This window comes from Dyadobacter arcticus (assembly GCF_011762185.1).
Classification (GTDB): domain Bacteria; phylum Bacteroidota; class Bacteroidia; order Cytophagales; family Spirosomataceae; genus Dyadobacter; species Dyadobacter arcticus.
Map to the genome: position 1 here is coordinate 279651 of NZ_JAASQJ010000002.1, position 18361 is coordinate 298011.

Sequence of the window (18361 nt, forward strand, 5' to 3'; positions counted from 1 at the left end):
ATTCAGTAAACGAGCTATCTCAAATTGATTTGAGATAGCTCGTTACGTATGGTATGGCACCACCAGTCACCACGAGTTCCAATTTTTCAAACCGAAGTCCGTCTCAAAAAACGTCCGAAATCTGATTCGTTAGGGGTGCTATTACGAGCATCCGACAGACAAAATCATGAATGGAGGATTTTTGAAACAAAAATTATGGTACCTACATTGGCTTTGTAACTTGGTAGATCAAAAATTATTAGGTGATGCACACTTTTTCCAATACTTACAGACAACATCCGCGTGATCTTTTTGATGTAAAATATCTTTTTGACAATGAGGGGTTTTCGGACGATTTCCGGCGAGGGCTTATTTATTGCTTGCTGGGAAGTGACAGGCCTGAAGCTCATCAATTTTAATGGTGAGATAGTCGGAAATCTTCATATACGTTACCGCTTTTAATCTATGATTATATATTGCCAGAAATTACAATTTGCCTTCATATTCTGCATTTTGTCCTTCATGTACAAGCTTTCAAAAATAGGGCTTTGTAAAGCGCACCTTTATTTTTGATTAATGTACTAGTCACTGCGGATAAATGAGACATCATATCCTGTCGGGAGGTGATGTTTGAAAAATCTTTATTATTATTAACTTACTAATTCAATTAGCCACAACCCCTATGCAAAAAATAATCTTCTGTTGCCAGGTATTGCTTTTGGTTTCTGTCATTGAAGCCAGTGCACAAACCAAATTGATAGAGAAAGTAACCCGCAAGGGAAGCGAACTTGTAATTCCCTATGATAAATATGTATTGTCAAATGGTCTGACGCTCATTGTTCATGAAGATCATTCAGATCCATTGGTTCATGTTGATGTTACATATCATGTCGGTTCCGGACGTGAGGAAGTTGGAAAGTCAGGTTTCGCGCATTTTTTTGAGCATATGATGTTTCAGGGCTCAGACCACGTTGCCGACGATGAGCATTTTAAAATTGTAACCGAGTCAGGAGGAGATCTTAACGGCTCGACAAACAGGGACCGGACCAATTATTTTGAAACAGTGCCCAATAATCAGCTCGAACGTGCATTATGGCTTGAAGCCGACCGTATGGGTTTTTTGCTGGATGCTGTTACTCAGAAGAAATTTGAAAATCAGCGCGCTACAGTCAAAAATGAACGTGGCCAGAATTATGATAATCGTCCTTATGGCCTTGTAGGGGAATATACATCAAAAAATCTTTATCCCTACGGTCATCCATATTCATGGCTGACAATTGGCTACATCGAAGATCTCAACCGGGTTGACGCCAATGATCTGAAAAACTTTTTCCTTCGTTGGTATAGCCCCAATAATGCAGTTTTGACTGTCGGCGGAGATGTAAAATCCGGCGAAGTGGCAAAAATGGCCGAAAAATATTTCGGATCAATCCCCAGAGGACCGGCTGTGTCCAAAACAGGTGTTAAGCCTGCTTTTCTTGAAAGTGATCGTTATGTTTCGTATGAAGACCAGGTCCGTTTTCCGATGCTGGCGGTAACTTATGCGAGTGTCCCCCGTTACCATCCGGACGAAGCTCCTTTGGACGCACTTGCCCAAATACTTGGCGGAGGAAAATCTTCACTTTTTTATAAAAACTTTGTAAAAAGCAGAAAAGCGGTGAGAGCATCGGCAAACAACCCATGTTATGAACTCGCCGGGGAATTCACGTTTAATATTCAGTCATTTCCTGAAGTAAGTCTGGACAGCATTGAACTCATCCTGAAAAATACGCTGGCCGAATTTGAAAAGCGCGGCGTCATCGATGATGACATACTGCAGTTTAAGGCTACAAGGGAAGCCAGTATAATTTCCAGTCTTTCCAGCGTTTCCGGAAAAGTTTCACAGCTGGCGCAATATGAAACTTTTGCAGGAACAGCCAATTATCTTCCAATTGAACTGAGGCGTTATGCCGCAGTCACCAAAGAAGATGTAATGCGGGTTTATGGTAAATATATCCGCAACAAGCATGCAGTTGTCCTAACGGTTTATCCAAAAGGCAAAAAAGAGATTCTGGTGCATGCAGATAATTACACGATTTCGCAGGCAGGTTATGCAGCTCCCGATTATGGCTACAATGGATTAAGTTACACAAAGGCAAAAGATTCATTTGACAGAAGTGCCAAGCCTGCGCCCGGCGCCAATCCGACCATAAAAGTTCCGCCATACTGGACTGACAAACTCGCAAACGGCGTTAAAATCATTGCGGCCAAAAATGATGAAGTGCCGACAGTAACTATGCTGCTCGCCCTGAAAGGTGGCCATTTATTATCGGCTAATGACCCTTCAAAAGCGGGAATCGCCCAGCTTACTGCATCCATGCTGAACGAAGCCACTCAAAAGTACACAGCGGAACAGATCAATATTGAACTGGAAAAGCTTGGCGGCAACATTCAGATTTATTCCGGCAAGGAAGATATTTTCATTATGGTGGAATCGCCAAAAAAGGCACTGGATCGTGTTCTGGCGCTGATAGAAGAAAAGTTGCTGCATCCGAAATTTGCTGTCGAGGATTTTGACCGATTGAAAAAATTACAACTGGAAAGTATAGAAAATCAGGCCACGCAGCCTGTGGCCATCGCCAGTAATGCCTTTGATAAATTGTTATACGGCGACAATATAATCGGTGTCCCGCTTTTGGGTACTGCCAAAACGGTAGAAAAAATCAAGCTGGAAGACGTAAAGGCCTTTTACAATAATTACTTTTCCCCTTCTGTTGCCAATCTGGTTGTAGTTGGAGATATAGATCAGGCTATGCTCCGGCCAAAGCTAGGGTTTCTGGAAAAGTGGCCTGCCAAACCTGTGAAACTGCCTGAGGCCAACATCAGAAAGAATACCGATAAAACGGCTATTTATCTGATTGATAAAGAAAAAGCGGCACAGTCTGAAATCCGGATCGGTTATCTTACAGACCTTCCTTTTGACGCAACCGGAGATTATTACAAGGCCGAACTGGCAAATTATATTCTTGGTGATGCATTCAACAGCCGCATTAATTTGAACCTGCGGGAAGACAAAGGCTATACTTACGGCGCATTTTCATATTACAGAAGTTCGCTTATACCGGGACCGTTTACTGCCAGGGCAGGCGTGAGAGCGACTGCGACGGACAGCTCAGTTGTTGAATTTATGAAGGAATTAAGTAATTACGGTAAAAATGGTATTACTGACGAAGAGTTGGATTTTCTTAAAAATTCAATTGGCCAGCGCGATGCACTCCGTTATGAAACGCCTGAAAGCAAAGCGTTTCTGATTTATCAGATCCTGGAATATAATTTGCCAAAAAACTTTGCCGAGCAACAGAGCGCTATTGTCAGGAATATTACGAAAGAGGAAATAAACGCAATTGCAAAGAAGCGCCTGCCCCTGGATAACATGATCATATCAGTTGTAGGCGATAAAGCGTCGATCAAGCCGGGGTTGGAGCAATTAGGATATGAAGTAATTGAACTTGACAAGGAAGGCAACCGGATCACCGAAGCAAAATTGCAGGCTCCGACCAAAATAGGTTCTTCAAACGGTTCCGATCCCAGGTAAAATTAAAACAGAAATTATGAAAAAAGCTCTTTTTCGAACTTAATATGATGTCGGAGCCGGCAGAGGCATCTTAGCAGGCGTCGTTGCCGCCCCTTTTAAGCCGAAGAAGAAAGAAGATCCGAAAAACATGAATTTAAGACTGCTTCAACTTTGAAACTGATTAAATTTATTCTTCCTTTTCCGAAGTTGAAAAGTTAGACTTTCTCAAAGAGCTTCGAAAAATTGGAAACGATGGATATATCGTCGGAGATTTGGCATCACCCCAATCTGGTCTTCTAAAGGTGTTTTGGAGGGGGGTATTTCTGCACCATCGTGTGGCAAAAGCAAAAGCACCATAATAGGCTGGTCCTTCAGCATAGTGAGTACCCCCTACACCAAAGGTAGCCTCGGGCACCATGCCCACGATACCCCGGTCGTTGTCGATGGCAGCTAGGATTCCCAGAGCGGCAGTCCCGTGGAATTTATCCTGCGTATCAGGAGCGGTATTTGGGATTCGGACGATTTGATTCTGACTCCGATACAAATCCTGGTGATCCAACTGCCAGCCCTTATCAAGATGAGCCACCCGTATGCCAAAGCCGGTTCCGTTGAGGAGTTGCTGGGTAAAACGCGCATCCACCCCCACTGGAGCCGCATCGAGATACAATTGCTTCATTGAGAGCGGGTTTCGGTCGCCTTGGTTGGGTCCGGCTGGTAGCCAAATGCCTTCCCGGTAGGCCGTCTCGATCAATGGGCAGGCCAATAGGGCATCGACCAGCGCCTTGTGGTCGGTGTCATTGGCTACCTCAGCGTAATAGTAGGCAAATAGTCTGGGTACTGGTTCTGATGGATTTTCCTTCCGAGCCAGCTCGATCAGGTACCGATAGCAAGCTTCGGTTTCAAGGTCGAAAACCCTTTTGAGCGTCAGGCTCGGAAACTGTTTCGCCAGCAATTGCCAATCGCCCTTTTTTTCCAAAATCAGGATTTTTTCGGCCCCATCCTCGTAGGGCAGTTCAACGTTTCCGTTCAACTTTACAATTACGCGGGGCTGATGGTTTTTCAGCAACTCCGCCTGCTCGGGGGGAAGATTCTGTGACATGATTTTTTGATTGTATTGATTGAAAAATTAAACGTTTTGCACTGTACCAGCGCTATTACCTAGCCTTTGCCTCCAAAGGAATTATGTATAAGCGCTGTGACTAGTCGGTGAAAAAAATTAAAAATCAGTAGCTAAAACTCAACTTATAAGAGCCATCCTGAATGGACAGAACGCGGTTCTGCTCATCGAATGTGTAGATGTATGGACGCGTAGCGGGTTTGCCCGTGGTGTGTACATTCACCAGGATGTTCTTGACGCCCAGTCCGCATTTGGGCAGGTAAAGTCCGGCGGGATTTTCCACCCCGAAGTGGGGCCGCTCGATAGCGAAGCCCGAAAAAAGGCGGTTGGAATGAGTCAGGTCGTAATCGTAGGCCAAATCCTGGAGCACCTGGTTGGTAGTGGGATTGAACCGCTGGCGCCGAACCACGTTTCCGTCTTTCCATGTGTACTCCACGCGAACCGCCTCGATTAGTTCGTTATTCGCCTGCTTCCGGTATTCGTACTCGTAACCCAGCAGCCGCTTTTCGGCATCGAAGCGGTAGTTAAACTCCCGCTTTCTATTGGTAATGACCCACTTAGGGCCATCGTTGGCTTCCATGGGTAGCCCGTCTTTCAGCGTGTACTCTGTTATGACAGTCTTTTCTGTGCTGGGCGGAATCACGTACCCAAATCGCATGATCCCGGTCTCATACTCGTAGTAGTTGTAATCATCTTTGTAGGTGCCTGTTGATACCGTGCTGCGGGTCAGGCGCCCCTGGGCGTCGTATTGCAGACTGTGGGTTGATTCGCCCAGTGTAGATGTGAAGATTTTGGGCAGCGCGTCCTGGCTGACGGGTTGCGGGTCGCTGTCGCTGTTCTTTTCCTGGCAACCGGAAATGGTCAAACCAGCAGGCAGGAACATAATGAAAATCAGGTAGGTGCAAATTGGCCGATTGAAAACTGACATCTTTTTCATGATTTTGGTGAAATTTATAGTTGATAGTGAGAACAAAGATCAGGGTGAAGCAAGTCCTGTGGGGACACTGGCTAAGGTGAAGAACTAATGATTCATTAATAGATGCTGGGTGCGCCGAAGTACCAGGTCACGGGGAAGCAGGGAGCTATCAGGGTTTGTACTCCCATAATTCCCCCATAAGATTGTTGCAGGTCCCACCCGAACTGTCTAAGTGGAAAAAGTAGATACTTCCTTTCACACCCTGTGCGAGTACCCAGTATTGTATTCGGCAAGTTCCGCCCCCAAAAGCAGGCGATTTGCTGATTGCGTCAGGGAGCGTGCTCACATTCCACGATTTAGTGTCGAAGTTGTACCTGTAATTTGTTTCACCAGAATTGATGGTCAGGATATTATCCACCAAAAACGTGTTGTTTTGCGATACTGCACCTAATTGGGGATAATTCGCCAGTATGGTCCAGTCATCTTTGCCATCATCATATTCCCACATCTCCTGCACGAAACCGTAATCTTTATCTAATCCACCCATCACATACCCTTTGCCATTATATGCCGCGCTTGCACCCCCACTTATGGTCTTACCGGGAAAATCTTTCTTTTGCAACCAGTTATCGGTGCTGGGGTCGTATTGATATACTTTTTGAGGTATAGTCAGGTTATTGCCTATCTTCCGACCAGTCAAGAGGTATCCCTTTTTATTGATAGTGAAAGTATTTGAACCAGATTGATCGGTTTCCGGAGCTTGCCCTTTTACAGCCCAGGTATTCGAATTTGTATCAAATTCCAACACGACCGTCTTTTTGGGATTACCCAAATATTCGGCAGTCGCAATTACAAAGATTTTGTTATCGATGAACATGAGGGGCGAAGAAGCCCCAAAATGGAATATCCGATAACTCCCGAATGCCTGGGTAATGGGAGCGTCTGCTTTTTGTGCCCATTTGTCTTGGGCGGGGTCGTACTCCCATAAATCCTTGAGATAACCTGTTCCCGATGATCCTCCTATCACATAGAGTTTGTCCTTGAAGGCAAAATAATTAGCAGAGTTCCGAGCCGCTCCCGGAAACTTAGCTTTTACGGTGTACGATCCCGCTAACGGAGCCGCCCCCGTCATTACCTGCACCGCCGCGCCATAGCTGGTACCCTTGTCATTCGTAGCATAGGCTCGCACGTTGTAGGTTGTGTTGGCTTTCAGGCTTTTGAGGTCAGAAGTGAATTTGAGCGGAAATGGTCCGTCGGCTTTGCCTAGTTCAGTCTTGGCGTCGGCGGGGGTGGGGTCGGATTTGGTGTCGGACCACACGTGGCCGTGCTGGATAATTTCGCCGTCACCTTTGGAGGTAATGGTACTGCTCACTTTGGCACTTGCAGCTGTTATATCAGCAGAAGAATTAGTATTCGCAGCTCCAAAAACAGGCGGATTTGCCATCATCGTAAAATCCGCCGTACTCGCCGCCACCTGCCCTCCTACCTCAACACTTACTTTCCCGGTCTTTGCATCTTTGGGAACTTTGGTGACTATACGCGTTGCCGAGGCTGAATCAACGACCGCGGCAACTGTTCCAAATTTGACAATGTTATTGGAAAGTGTTGTGCTGAATCCGGTACCCGAAATGACTACTTTGGTACCTTCGGCTCCCGATGCCGGGTTTATAGAGGAAATTGCGAGGGTAGTGCCACCGCCAGGATTTGGATTCGGGGTTGCCCCCGGATCGCCTTTGCAGTTAAGTAAAACCAATGCTGTTGTAAGCATCATGAAGTAAGAATAAATGAATTGCTTTTTCATAATCAAAGAGAAGTTTAGAATCCGAATTGTATGGAATTGATCTTTTCTAAATAGTTAGTCGGCGTTACAGAGGCTGAGGGAAACATTATTTTCTATTTTAGCGGTACTTTATTAAGTAATTGGTTAATTAACTGCTGTCCCCCATTGTTGACAACCTGGGCGGCCTCGCCAATCGCTGAAAGCCGACAACTACATGCATTTCAATTAACATCATGGCGCACAACTAAAAACCGAATTAATATCTACTCCTTTCGCCGATATCGAGCGCAGCAGTACCAAGGTGAGGTGCGCTTTTGACCATATTTACAGGCGACATAGTTGCGTCGTCGGTCACTTGCGGATTTGCCCTTAAATGGTATACCGCTCAGGCATAGAATCAATTGGCAGAAGTTACCTGCACCTTGCCAATCCGTGCGGCCATTCCCACCGGTGAGTGCGGCTGGGGAATAAGACTTGAACACCACAGCTTCATTCGAGATGCTCAACTCGAAAGTTATTGCCTGCAAGTGAAATAAAGCGTGGATAATCAACGCCCTACTCAATTAAAAGGTTGGGAAAAGATAGGTATCGGTGACATGATCAATGGTCTAACTTTTGAGTAGCTAGAAATTCACCAGGAGATTGATTTTCCAGTTTCTTGAACGCACGGTTGAATGTTGCTTTTGAATTAAAACCGCATTCTAAGGCAATTCCCAACAAACTCAGATGCGTATTGGCTGGTACAAGCGCCTGGTATTTAAACTCTTTGATCCGGTAAGTGTTCACAAAATCGTTGAAGTTATTGCTGCTGCCGAGATTAATTGCCTGGGACAATGTCGGGGAGTTTATTTTCATTCGCCTCGCCAGATCAGGGAGAGATAAATCAGGATTCAGGTATGGCTTTTCGGTGTCCATCAAATTTAATAGTTGTTTATAAACTGCGTCTTGTTCCAAAGTGAGCGTAACTACACTTTTTTTCTGGATTTCACTAGGGACAGGATCTGCATTTGCTAGCCCGGACTCAGAAAAGGCAAGCTGACGACCCGGTTGACGCTGGGCATATCCGGCAATACTTACATAGTAAATCAGGATTACACCTGCTAGATTATTCCACCAGTCTTGCCAAAAACTCAGGTTCAACCAAAGATCCAGCACGGTTACAACAAAGTCGATTGACACAAGCAGCGAAAGGGCTATGAGGAAATTTCTAAGCCAACGAAAGCTGACTGGTTCAACGTTTGAGAATTGTGTTTTAATCCAAGATCGATAATGATGGTAAAGCCGAAATGACCAATACAGGTAAATTATATGCTGCGTGGTATTGCCAACAAACAGTAAATCATCCAAATGCAAAGGCCCATGAAATGTCGTCTCCCAATAATTTACAAAGGAAGGTCCCTGCGCAAAAATCGTAAGGCGATAAATAACTTCAAGTAAGAATGGTAGCGCATGTGCCAAATCCTGCCATTTGAACCTGAAACCGGTATCAAACTGGCTACGCAGATAGAAGTAGTAAAGAGGAGGAAGCAAAAAACTTAGGTTTCGCTGGAAAAAATTAAGTCTTTGCCAAAGGATCTCAACACCACCAAAACCCAACATATACGCCCAAATGTTAAAGCAAAGAGCAACAAGTACCCAGCCCAGCAAATGGTCAGACAGGCGTTCTTCCCGTTGGCCGCGAATCCACAGAAGCAGGGCATAAATCCAGCCCTGCAAAAAGCCAAATAAAAGAACCACCGAGTAGACATTGAAATAAAAGCTCATCGGTTAATATTACTAAAATAATTTAAGAGTCCGGCCTTGGTCCCTAAGAGTGTTATTTTAACTACTGACACAGCGGTTTAGCAGTAGAAAGGCCAACTATTCTTAACATGCATTATAAATTCCCCTTTGTCCTGATCCGGCTTGCATCCGTGTCTGTGCGTGGCTCCCGGGCACCCTTTATCTCACTCCGTCCAAATCGGTAGGCAAACCTTATCGAGACACGGCGACTTTCCCATTTTCGGTTAATATTGAATCGTTGCGACTCAAAAGATGCAGATTGCCGCCACCGCATCGTATTAAAAAGATCGTCAACATTCAATGCGAGCTTACCCTGACCTTTTAAAACTTTCCTCTCAATGCTCAAATTCAATGCGCCCAGGCTGCCGATACGGTAGACGGTTTGGGTGGTCGGAGCATTCCAGAAACCAGATACTTGTGCTTGCCATGACTTGGAGATGCTAAAGGTATTTTGCACGTAGCTTTCAAAGGCAAACGCCTGCTGGTCGAATATTTCATTAGTTGAGAAGTTGCCCTGAAAACGGTTCCAGGTTGCTGCTGCGTAAAGGTAAGTGCTCCACCATTTCGTAAATTCGTAGGGTGTGCTTAGTGACACGTTTAGCGCATTTACCTGACCCACGTTTGCGACAGTTTGGTATGCGATCAGACCTTGTTGCTGCATTACATCCGTTGAAAACCCATCCGTATGCCCATATGATAGCTTCACGTTTGTGGCCCATTTATAAGTGTAGCTGAGTTCTGCATTGTGCGTATAAGAAGGCATGAGAAACGGATTGCCGCGCTGGCTAGTGTATGGATCAATCTGGTAAATAAACGGGTTCAAGTCCTGGTAGCTGGGCCGACCGATCCGCCTGCCGTAATTCAACCCGAGCTGGCCATTGCCCGAGATCTGATATTGAATATAGCCGGTAGGAAACAGATTGAAATAGGTAGTGTCCGGGCGATCAATGACGCGGCTCAACCGGTCTACCGAGCGGCCATGTACCGCTGTTCTTTCAGCGCGAACCCCGGCTTGCATGGACCATTTTCCATTTGAACGGTTTAGTGAAGCATAAGCCGCGCTGACAATTTCACGATAAGTAAACCGGTTGGTACGGTTCACATCTGGCTGATCGTCGGCTCCTGAAAAAGCCAGTAAATTATTGACAGTAGCCACATTTGTATGTTTGAGGCCGGTTTCAAGCTTTACTTGTTTTTTCTTCCATTCCTTCACAACATCCGCACGGATAGTGCCGATCCGGATGCCGGTGTAGGCTTCAAAACGTACAAGCCGGTTGAACAAAGGCAGCCCATCGGGACTAATATAATTACTTACAATGTTGCTAGGAGAATCATTACTGAAATGCGTGAAGTCTGCATCTGCATTCAATTCCAGTCCGAGCGTATCGGCGTAGCGGTAAGTCAGGGCCACATTGATCCGGTTGTTGTGGTTTGGGTTAAAGACCCGGTTTACAATGCTCGAATCCACCTGGCCCTTGCTGTTTATAATGCTCGTGCCGGAGTTAGTACCAAACCGGTTGAAAGCAGCATTGCCCGCCACAACCAGGCCGATCGTTTGCCTGGTGCTTAAAGAATAATCGATCCCAGTCTTGTAGACAACTGCACGCGTCCCATCTGTGTCAAAGCCGCGTTGCACGAATTGCAGGCCATTGGCATTTCGGTCAAGCAGCACTTTAGTGATCTGATAATTATCGCTTCCCGAAGCATTGCCGTACAGGCTTAAACGTTTTGCACGGTAATTGAGGTCAAGCGCAAGATTGGCGCGGTAATGATCACTTTGTCCGTAACCACCTGAGACATTCCCATTCAGGCCGTAATTTTTATTGCGACGGAGCCGAATATTGATAACGCCCGCCCCACCCTGAGCATCGAAACGTGCAGAAGGATTTGAAATCAATTCGATTTTATCGATGTTGCTGGCAGCTGTGGCACGGAGCAGATTGGCAAGATCTATTGAAGAAAGGTTGGTCGGCTTACCATCGATGAATACATTCACGCCCTGCTTGCCGCCCATGCGAATGTTATCGTTTGGATCGATCATGACGCCTGGTGCTTGCTGTAATAATTCATAGGCCGTTTTGCCCTGGGCGACCTGGTCAGCGGCTATATTTAATACTGTTTTATCAACCTGTTGCTCAATATTAGGTGTTCTTGCTTGGACAACCAGTTCATTTAATGCCTGCTGTGCTTGGATCATCATCAGCGGATCGAGCCTGACCGACTGCCCCGCATGCAGGGTTACTAAAGAACTATTCTTATCGAGCATACCAACTAGCGAGGCTTTGACATAATAAGTACCTTCGCTGATACCAGTAAATTCATATTCCCCGGCTTCATTAGCGATCGTGCCCTTTACCAAGGTTGAATCTGTCGTTTTCAAAAGTTTAACTACTGAAAAAGAAGCGGGTCGTTGCGCTTCATCGATGACACTGCCGCTGATGGATTGGCCATTTAATGATAGTGCAGTAAAAAAGAAAAACAGTAAGGTTGTAAAGCGTGCCATATATATAGGTCGATTAGCAGTTGTTAATGACCCAAAATTGTGGGAATGGAAGTACAGACGCGCTTCATTATTGATATGAGACGCCTCAAATTACAATTTGAGACCTTTTCTACATAGGCTGAGTGGGACTTGTCGCACAATACCGACTTTTTGTGAAATAATATTTACTAGTTTATTTCTTCTTATTATTTAACCAGCTTTTGGCCAATAAAGCTTCAACAGGTTGTAGCAATTGGATACAAAGGCTTATTTGTTCTTCTGACAACCCGTCAAAACACATCTCGTTCACGTCATTCAATTTTTCATAACAGGCCACCAATATGCTTATCCCTTCTTTGGTCATGGCTAATCTTTTCGTCCTTTTATCCAGGTCATCGCTCAGCTCCTCAATTAATTTAGCCTTTCTTAATCGGTCGAGAATCAATAAGCCTGACGACAACTCATTGAAATTGGCGATTATAACATCCGTTTTCTTTGGATTTGGCGTGCTTGCGATAGAATTGAGATATAAAAATTCATCAAAGCTACCTACCCCGTGGTCTTTAAAAGCAGCTATGGCGTAGAGATTGTGAAGCTTGGCGATTCTGCCTATCAATTTAGTCAACATGCTGGTTTTGTCAGGTGGAAGAGGTGATTGCCAGAAGGCAGCCTTCTCAGTTTTTTGTTCCTGACTAACCAAATACGCTTGGCAGAACCGGCTAATTTCTGCCTCAGGGTTTTCTTCTTCAAATTGCGCCCAAAGATTAACTAACTCAGCTGTTTTGTTCATACATCATATTTATCAAAAGACAACAAATATACATTACCATGTGTTATTATATCATTTATGATATTTATATTTGCAATAAACATCATAAATGATATAAATATGGAAAACCTTAGAGTGAGAGGATTGACAGGTGTGATCATGTCATCTCCCGAACCCAAGCGCTTGGTAAAATTTTATAAGGAAGTTTTGGGATTGCCATTGGAGCTCAACCGCCATGGGAACACGCCAGATCATTGGGAATGCGATTATAACGGTATTCATTACGCTGTACTCCCGCAGACTTCAAGTACACAACCAAACGAGAATATCGTGCTTTCTTTCGTTGTGGATGATATACAAAACTTTGTAAGCACACATGATATTAAGCTGATACACCCTATTATGGACTTAGGAGCAGGAGCCTATATAGCTAGCTTTAAAGACCCAGACGGTAACATACTGCGTTTTTGGATGAATAAAAATTCATAGACAACAGTAACTGAAAAGTGTGAGACTGAGATTTCACACTTTTCGGCTTAGCCACTCTATTCTTACAAAACCGCGTAAAGAAATTCTAGTACGGAACAAACTGTCAGGTTTTCTGGACGACACAGGTCGAAAATTTCGCTATTCTTTCACCACTTTGATGACCGCAGTCCCCACTTGCAAAACATACATTCCTTGTGGCAAATGAGACATTTCTACATGCTCCGGCACTTTCTTACTATTGTAAACCAGCCTACCCTGACCGTCATACAAGTTGACCGTTTGCTGACGGTTGGCAGCTTGTAAAGTGAAGCCGTTTTTCGTGGGGTTCGGATAAGCCGTTATAGTCTCGGTCGCTTTCCCGTTCCATACCGAAGCAATGCGGCTGAACATATAAGATCCGTCTAAATCTACGCATTTCAGGCGGTAGTAATCCGCCTGCGCCTGCCTGGTCCGCTGGTCGTGGGAAAATGTATAAGACCAGGTTTTTGTGCTTTCACCAGCCGCAGCCACTCGTCCGATTTCCCTAAAATCCTGCCCATTGCTGCTGTGTTGCACTTCAAAATAATCGCTTTGATATTCGCTGGCGGTTTCCCAGGTTAGCTTACTGGCTTCACCGTCGTGCTGTGCCTGAAAGTTTATAAGAGTCACCGGTAGGCTCGCATCGGCTCTGATGTTGGCGGCTATCTGAATACCGGCGTTAGTCGTTGGCTCTAAATTGCTTATGCTCCAACTTAAAGTGGTTGGGCCCGTCTGCATCTTATAAGCAGCAGCCTGCACGAATGTAAAAACAGGGGTTTCGGAACAAAGTGCCAGCCCGGTTTGACCGCTGGTCGGCGTAAACACTGGCGGTGTAAGATTACTGGGCCCAAAGCATGAAATGGCCTCCACTGCCAAATCGCCGGAACTGCCAGCTACGCTCAAACTACTGGAAGTACTGCCTACTGGAAATCCGTTGCCCGTTAGATTGTCAAGCGGTGTAGCCTGATCCACATTATGCGCTGAGAGCACGGTGAGCATTCGATAAATATTATTACCATCCCACACCACTTCAATGTTGCCGGTAATCGGCACGGCAAGATCGCCCAAGGCCAGGTACCAAACCTCGGCCCGGGCATTGAAATAAGAAAATACGCTGTTCAGGCGCGTCAAGCTTTGTCCGCCAAAAGTCAGACTGCTGACTGTGCGGGTTTGGGTGCTTCTGATCAGGACAACCAGCGCCGCCCGGTCATTGGCAGGGACCGTAAAGTTGGCTAGGGACAGAGTTGAGCCGTCAGCACTACTTCCGGCGCATTGCGCATTGTTATCATAGATCACCTGCGCAGGCAGGGAGGTGGCTAGCAGCATGAAAAAGCAGAATCCAGCCAGTCGGTTCAGAAGTAGATCTTTTTCCATAAAATATATTTAGGATCAATAAGGAGTTTTATGTGGGATCTACTCTTGACCTTGCAAAGATTTGGAAAGTATATTGCGCCGAATAGTATGGACATGCAAGTTAGAAAAGATGATATCGCGACTGAAACGATGGAAAAACAACAGGCGAAACAGGGAAAACGCAGGATACACCCATGACCAAGTAATCCACCAAGGGTCTTACTCTGAGCCTTTTGTTATGCCTGATTACTTTTTGAAACAAGCAGAAAATATGAGCAGATTTTGGACAAAAATCCTGTCCCATACAAGTTTGAGGATTAAACATCGGCCCTCTCGGATTACTAAATTGTGCAACTTCTGCCGCCGGCTTCATTCGGCCCTTGTTGCCTCCATTTATTTGTGTTTGACAATTCCTAGTTGAAGAATACTTGCAGCAGAAGATAAAACAGCTTCTTCCGGTTTGATAGGCTTCCAACTCAACTCATTTGCAGCTTTTGAATTATTCATTTTTCGTTCCGTGCCAAGGTCAAGCAAAACGGGCTCTAAGGTAGAATCAAAAAATGAAAGAATATGTACCAAAAAGTTGGGTAATCTGCGGGAGGGGATTTTCATTTTTGGATAAGTTTTTTTCAAAACCCCAGCCATTTCGCTAAATGCTAGGTAGCCAGCTGAACCAATATAGCGTTGGTTGGCAGCCTGCGGTTGTTCCATAGCAAGAATTAACAAGGATGCAATAGACCTGACGTCAACCATATCAAATCCCATTTGTGGCAAAGCAGGCATGCTGCCATCCAATAATTTGATAACTACATTAGCTGAAGCATTAAAATCCACCTCCAGTAATGGGCCTAGAATGAGACCCGGACAAACCACTGACAACTCTAAACCCGAATGGTCGTTTTTTATAAAATTCCAAGCGGCTTGCTCAGCAATGACTTTGCTTTTATAATAAGGTGTTATATCGTCTTTGTGATTCAAATCCGTCCAATCCGTTTCGTCAAATATTCTTCTCCTTCTTTCTTTCGGCTGCCCGTAGGAAATCGCGGCAGTTGAACTTGTAATTACAACTCTCTTAACCCCGCAGGATGAAGCGGCTGACAGAATATTTATGTTGCCTTGGCGTGCCGGTATTATTAAGTCATTTTCATCTTTGGGCATTACCTTAGGGAATGGCGAAGCTATATGTTGCACATAGTCCACACCAGTCATTAGTTTTTGCCATATACTTTCGTCTTGAATGTCGGCTTCTTCAAAACTTAGATTGTCTGTATGCGAAGTATGTTGTGCCAGAACCCTTTTTATAGAATCTGCCCTTTTCATATCTCTTAATGTACCTATTACCTGATAGCCTTTTTGTAGTAGCTGAATAGCTGTATGTGAACCTACAAAACCTGTAATTCCTGTCAGCAAAACTTTTCTCTTATTTTCCATTTTTTTAAATATTTATTGAATTGCAAATATCCAAACAGCAAACAAGGGCTGACTTCGCAATGATAAAAAATCAGTCTATGATACCATCAGGTATTAAATGACGCACAACGTTTTGCATTGTGCCGCCTTCGCAAATAGATTGTACCACAGAAAAAATTCTGTCCTGTGCATCGCAGCTTTAAGATTGTTATAACGCTCCTTGTTATACGCAGGAATTTAACATTTGCCCTACCGACGTAATCACACGGAATGATTCGATAATCATTTCCGAAGGCAGGCCAAATGGGGGACACGTGCTGCTAAATTATCTGCTTACAATAACAGACCCTTTTGGCCTGACTGTATTAGGAACATACATGCGATCGCCAGCTTTGTTGGTACGGATCCAGCATGCCGCTTTTCCGGCAGCTACGGATGTTTGAAGGGTTAGAGCGCCAGTGACACCATTGATTGCATACACATTCACCATTCCTTGTAGCGGGTTGCCCACATATAATACAGATCCTGACGGATGCTGCCATAATCCCAACGCTGTGCCGTTCATGCCTGGTACTACATAAGGCGAACCGGCTACCGGGGTTAAATTACCCGATCCGCTGATTGTAAAAGTGCGTAGGGTACCAACCGGGGGCATTAACATAAAACCAAGGAAATCGGTGCCGAACAAAAATTTGCCGTCGCGGGATACCAGCGCATTGGAAGGAGAAGTACCAGCTGTGGTTTCAAATTTCGCACCTGGAACAGGAGTCAATTTTCCCGCACCATCGATTGTAAATGTAGAATAGTTCAGGAGCTCCGGAGTAGCATGCAAGGGGTCTTGACTCTTGAGTACCACAGAAAACAAAAGAAGAAAAAGTGCGCGCCTCATAGTTATGGAATTTAGTTGAAAATGATAAAATTATTTGAATACTCAATTGAACAATTCGTAGCTGATTTCACCGAAATCACAAATACTGTTCCACTCATTTTGAACCGAGGAATGAACCTTGCGCTCTAAGTTTTATCCCACTTTGAGCAAATGTTGTCGTTATAATGGAGCTTATGGGGGCTTTATTTTGCAAATGCAACTTTAATAGAACGCACTTCCCGTATCCATCGGGCAGGCTTTTTATCATTTGGTGTGATGATACGGAATGGACCTTCGCCGTTTGCAAGAGGTTGCCCATCTTTTGTTGTTGCAAGCAAAATCACCTGGTCTGTGAAATCAGGGTCAATTTCAGCCAGTGAATACAACACTTCGTAACCATCAGAAGCCGAGATCAGCAGATATTTGGCCAGGTTTTCACCACGCAGCTTGGCTCCGGTTGTAACGCCTGCCTTTTCTAAGATTTCGATTAAGGCAACCCCCGAAAATTCATGCTCTTTCCCGTCGCGGTCTTTTACTTTATGGCTTACCTGTTTAAAGCTGGCAAGGTCTGCTGATTTGAGCTCCAAAGGTGTTGTTACTTCTCCACTGATAGAAAGCGTCGCCGTATTTTGGGCAAATGATGAAAATGCAGCACACAAAAGCAACAAAAGGCTGGCTGCAATGCTCTGCTTTGAGAATTTAGTTTTGGACATTGTTTAAGGATTTAAAACAGGATGGGGATTGGAAAATGCAGGATTGGTTGTGAATAATGAGTCGGTCAGCATACCCAGGAAGGCTGTCAAATCCGCTTTCTCGTCTTTGGTCAACGCCAGGTTTTTACCACCGGGGTCATTTGAAATGTCTTGGAGAAAAGCGCTGAGCGTCGGGCTTTGCTGAATGTGCGCATTATAATGATCGAGAACTTGCTCAATGGTTGAAAACCGACCGTCATGCATGTAAGGTGCGGTTAGCATAATGTTGCGCAAGGTAGGGACGCGGAATCGGGCACGATCTGTGCTTTGCCCGGTAAACTGCTCCCTACCTATGTCTGTGGCCACACTGTCCAGACCATTGTTGTGAAAAAGCTCCTTAAAAGTCTTCACGCCGCCATGGCAGTGACCGCAATTGGCTCCTCTGATCCCACTTTTTGGATCCGGACCGCTTTCGAATAGCTGCATACCCCTGAACTGCTGAGCGGTCGGCTGGTAATTGCCAGCCAGATATCGATCATAATTCGAGCCTGCCGAAATCAATGTCCGTTCAAACTGGGACAGCGCTTTCAGTATTTGGTCTTCCGTAATCACGCTGCTGCAAAACGCCTTTGCGAACAGCGGCGGATAAAGGGTGGTGTTGTTTAGTTTTCTGGCCGACTCGCTCAGTGGCTGACCCATTTCGTGGGGATCTGTCAAAGGGAATTTCGCCTGATCTTCAAGGCCAGGGGAACGCCCGTCCCAGAAAAAGTTTCGGACCCATAGCAAGTTGGCTAGCGACATGGAATTTCTGGCAGTTAATGAGCCGTCTGTGCCGGTGCTGAATGCTTTTCCATCCGTAAAAGCTAGTTTTTGCTGGTGGCAGCTTTCACAGGATATGTTGTTATTGGCCGATAGTGCTTTTTCATAAAACAGAAGCCGTCCCAGATAAATCCCCTCTTTGGTGATCGGATTGCCCTCCGGAATGACGAACCGCGAGCCGAAATTAGCGGGATATTGCAAAACATAAGGTTCCGCATTTTTAGCTCTAAAGGACTGAATCAGTCCGCAAGAAATGAAAACAGCGCAAACCAGGCTGACTTTAAGCCAACCTGGTCTGTTTGTTAAAACCGTTTTCAGAAAGTTTTTCATCAAG

At 45.1% G+C, this 18361-nt stretch carries 14 protein-coding genes; 3 read left to right on the forward strand and 11 right to left on the reverse strand.

Features of this window, described 5'->3' with window-relative positions:
- Nucleotides 1-661 precede the first annotated feature (661 nt).
- A complete protein-coding gene (locus FHS68_RS08870) occupies nucleotides 662-3553 on the forward strand; it encodes a M16 family metallopeptidase (protein WP_167269241.1) in 2892 nt (963 codons plus the stop codon).
- A gap of 166 nt (nucleotides 3554-3719) precedes the next feature.
- On the opposite strand, the gene FHS68_RS08875 is transcribed toward FHS68_RS08870, so the two are convergent.
- From FHS68_RS08875 to FHS68_RS08900, 6 genes are all read right to left on the reverse strand, one after another.
- On the reverse strand, nucleotides 3720-4631 hold the full coding sequence (locus tag FHS68_RS08875; RefSeq protein WP_167269243.1) for a S8/S53 family peptidase: 912 nt from the start codon (nucleotides 4629-4631) through the stop codon (nucleotides 3720-3722).
- A 124-nt stretch (nucleotides 4632-4755) separates the two neighbouring features.
- Nucleotides 4756-5586 carry a hypothetical protein gene (locus FHS68_RS08880; RefSeq protein ID WP_167269245.1) on the reverse strand — a complete coding sequence of 277 codons (831 nt, stop codon included), beginning with the start codon at nucleotides 5584-5586 and terminating at the stop codon, nucleotides 4756-4758.
- A 148-nt stretch (nucleotides 5587-5734) separates the two neighbouring features.
- Nucleotides 5735-7366, reverse strand: coding sequence for an IPT/TIG domain-containing protein (locus FHS68_RS08885; RefSeq protein WP_167269247.1), 1632 nt, complete (start codon nucleotides 7364-7366; stop codon nucleotides 5735-5737).
- Nucleotides 7367-7945: 579 nt separating this feature from the next.
- On the reverse strand, nucleotides 7946-9109 hold the full coding sequence (locus FHS68_RS08890; RefSeq protein ID WP_167269249.1) for a helix-turn-helix domain-containing protein: 1164 nt from the start codon (nucleotides 9107-9109) through the stop codon (nucleotides 7946-7948).
- Between the two features lie 112 nt (nucleotides 9110-9221).
- Nucleotides 9222-11630, reverse strand: a complete 2409-nt coding sequence (locus FHS68_RS08895) for a TonB dependent receptor (protein WP_167269251.1) — start codon at nucleotides 11628-11630, stop codon at nucleotides 9222-9224.
- Between the two features lie 172 nt (nucleotides 11631-11802).
- Nucleotides 11803-12399 carry a MarR family winged helix-turn-helix transcriptional regulator gene (locus tag FHS68_RS08900; protein WP_167269253.1) on the reverse strand — a complete coding sequence of 199 codons (597 nt, stop codon included), beginning with the start codon at nucleotides 12397-12399 and terminating at the stop codon, nucleotides 11803-11805.
- 99 nt (nucleotides 12400-12498) lie between these two features.
- On the opposite strand from FHS68_RS08900, the gene FHS68_RS08905 reads away from it, so the two are divergent.
- Nucleotides 12499-12867 carry a VOC family protein gene (locus FHS68_RS08905; protein ID WP_167269255.1) on the forward strand — a complete coding sequence of 123 codons (369 nt, stop codon included), beginning with the start codon at nucleotides 12499-12501 and terminating at the stop codon, nucleotides 12865-12867.
- A 138-nt stretch (nucleotides 12868-13005) separates the two neighbouring features.
- Here the strand turns inward: FHS68_RS08905 and FHS68_RS08910 are convergent, their stop codons facing one another.
- Entirely contained in the window at nucleotides 13006-14259 is a 1254-nt protein-coding gene (locus FHS68_RS08910; protein WP_167269257.1) for a T9SS type A sorting domain-containing protein, read from the reverse strand.
- A gap of 30 nt (nucleotides 14260-14289) precedes the next feature.
- On the opposite strand from FHS68_RS08910, the gene FHS68_RS08915 reads away from it, so the two are divergent.
- Nucleotides 14290-14436, forward strand: a complete 147-nt coding sequence (locus FHS68_RS08915) for a hypothetical protein (protein ID WP_167269259.1) — start codon at nucleotides 14290-14292, stop codon at nucleotides 14434-14436.
- 195 nt (nucleotides 14437-14631) lie between these two features.
- On the opposite strand, the gene FHS68_RS08920 is transcribed toward FHS68_RS08915, so the two are convergent.
- From FHS68_RS08920 to FHS68_RS08935, 4 genes are all read right to left on the reverse strand, one after another.
- Nucleotides 14632-15669: an SDR family oxidoreductase gene (locus tag FHS68_RS08920; protein ID WP_167269260.1), complete on the reverse strand. Its 1038-nt coding sequence runs from the start codon at nucleotides 15667-15669 to the stop codon at nucleotides 14632-14634.
- A gap of 304 nt (nucleotides 15670-15973) precedes the next feature.
- Nucleotides 15974-16537: a lactonase family protein gene (locus FHS68_RS08925; RefSeq protein WP_167269261.1), complete on the reverse strand. Its 564-nt coding sequence runs from the start codon at nucleotides 16535-16537 to the stop codon at nucleotides 15974-15976.
- 182 nt (nucleotides 16538-16719) lie between these two features.
- Nucleotides 16720-17229 carry a molybdopterin-dependent oxidoreductase gene (locus tag FHS68_RS08930; RefSeq protein WP_167269262.1) on the reverse strand — a complete coding sequence of 170 codons (510 nt, stop codon included), beginning with the start codon at nucleotides 17227-17229 and terminating at the stop codon, nucleotides 16720-16722.
- A 3-nt stretch (nucleotides 17230-17232) separates the two neighbouring features.
- On the reverse strand, nucleotides 17233-18357 hold the full coding sequence (locus FHS68_RS08935) for a cytochrome-c peroxidase (protein WP_167269263.1): 1125 nt from the start codon (nucleotides 18355-18357) through the stop codon (nucleotides 17233-17235).
- Between the last annotated feature and the right edge of the window lie 4 nt (nucleotides 18358-18361).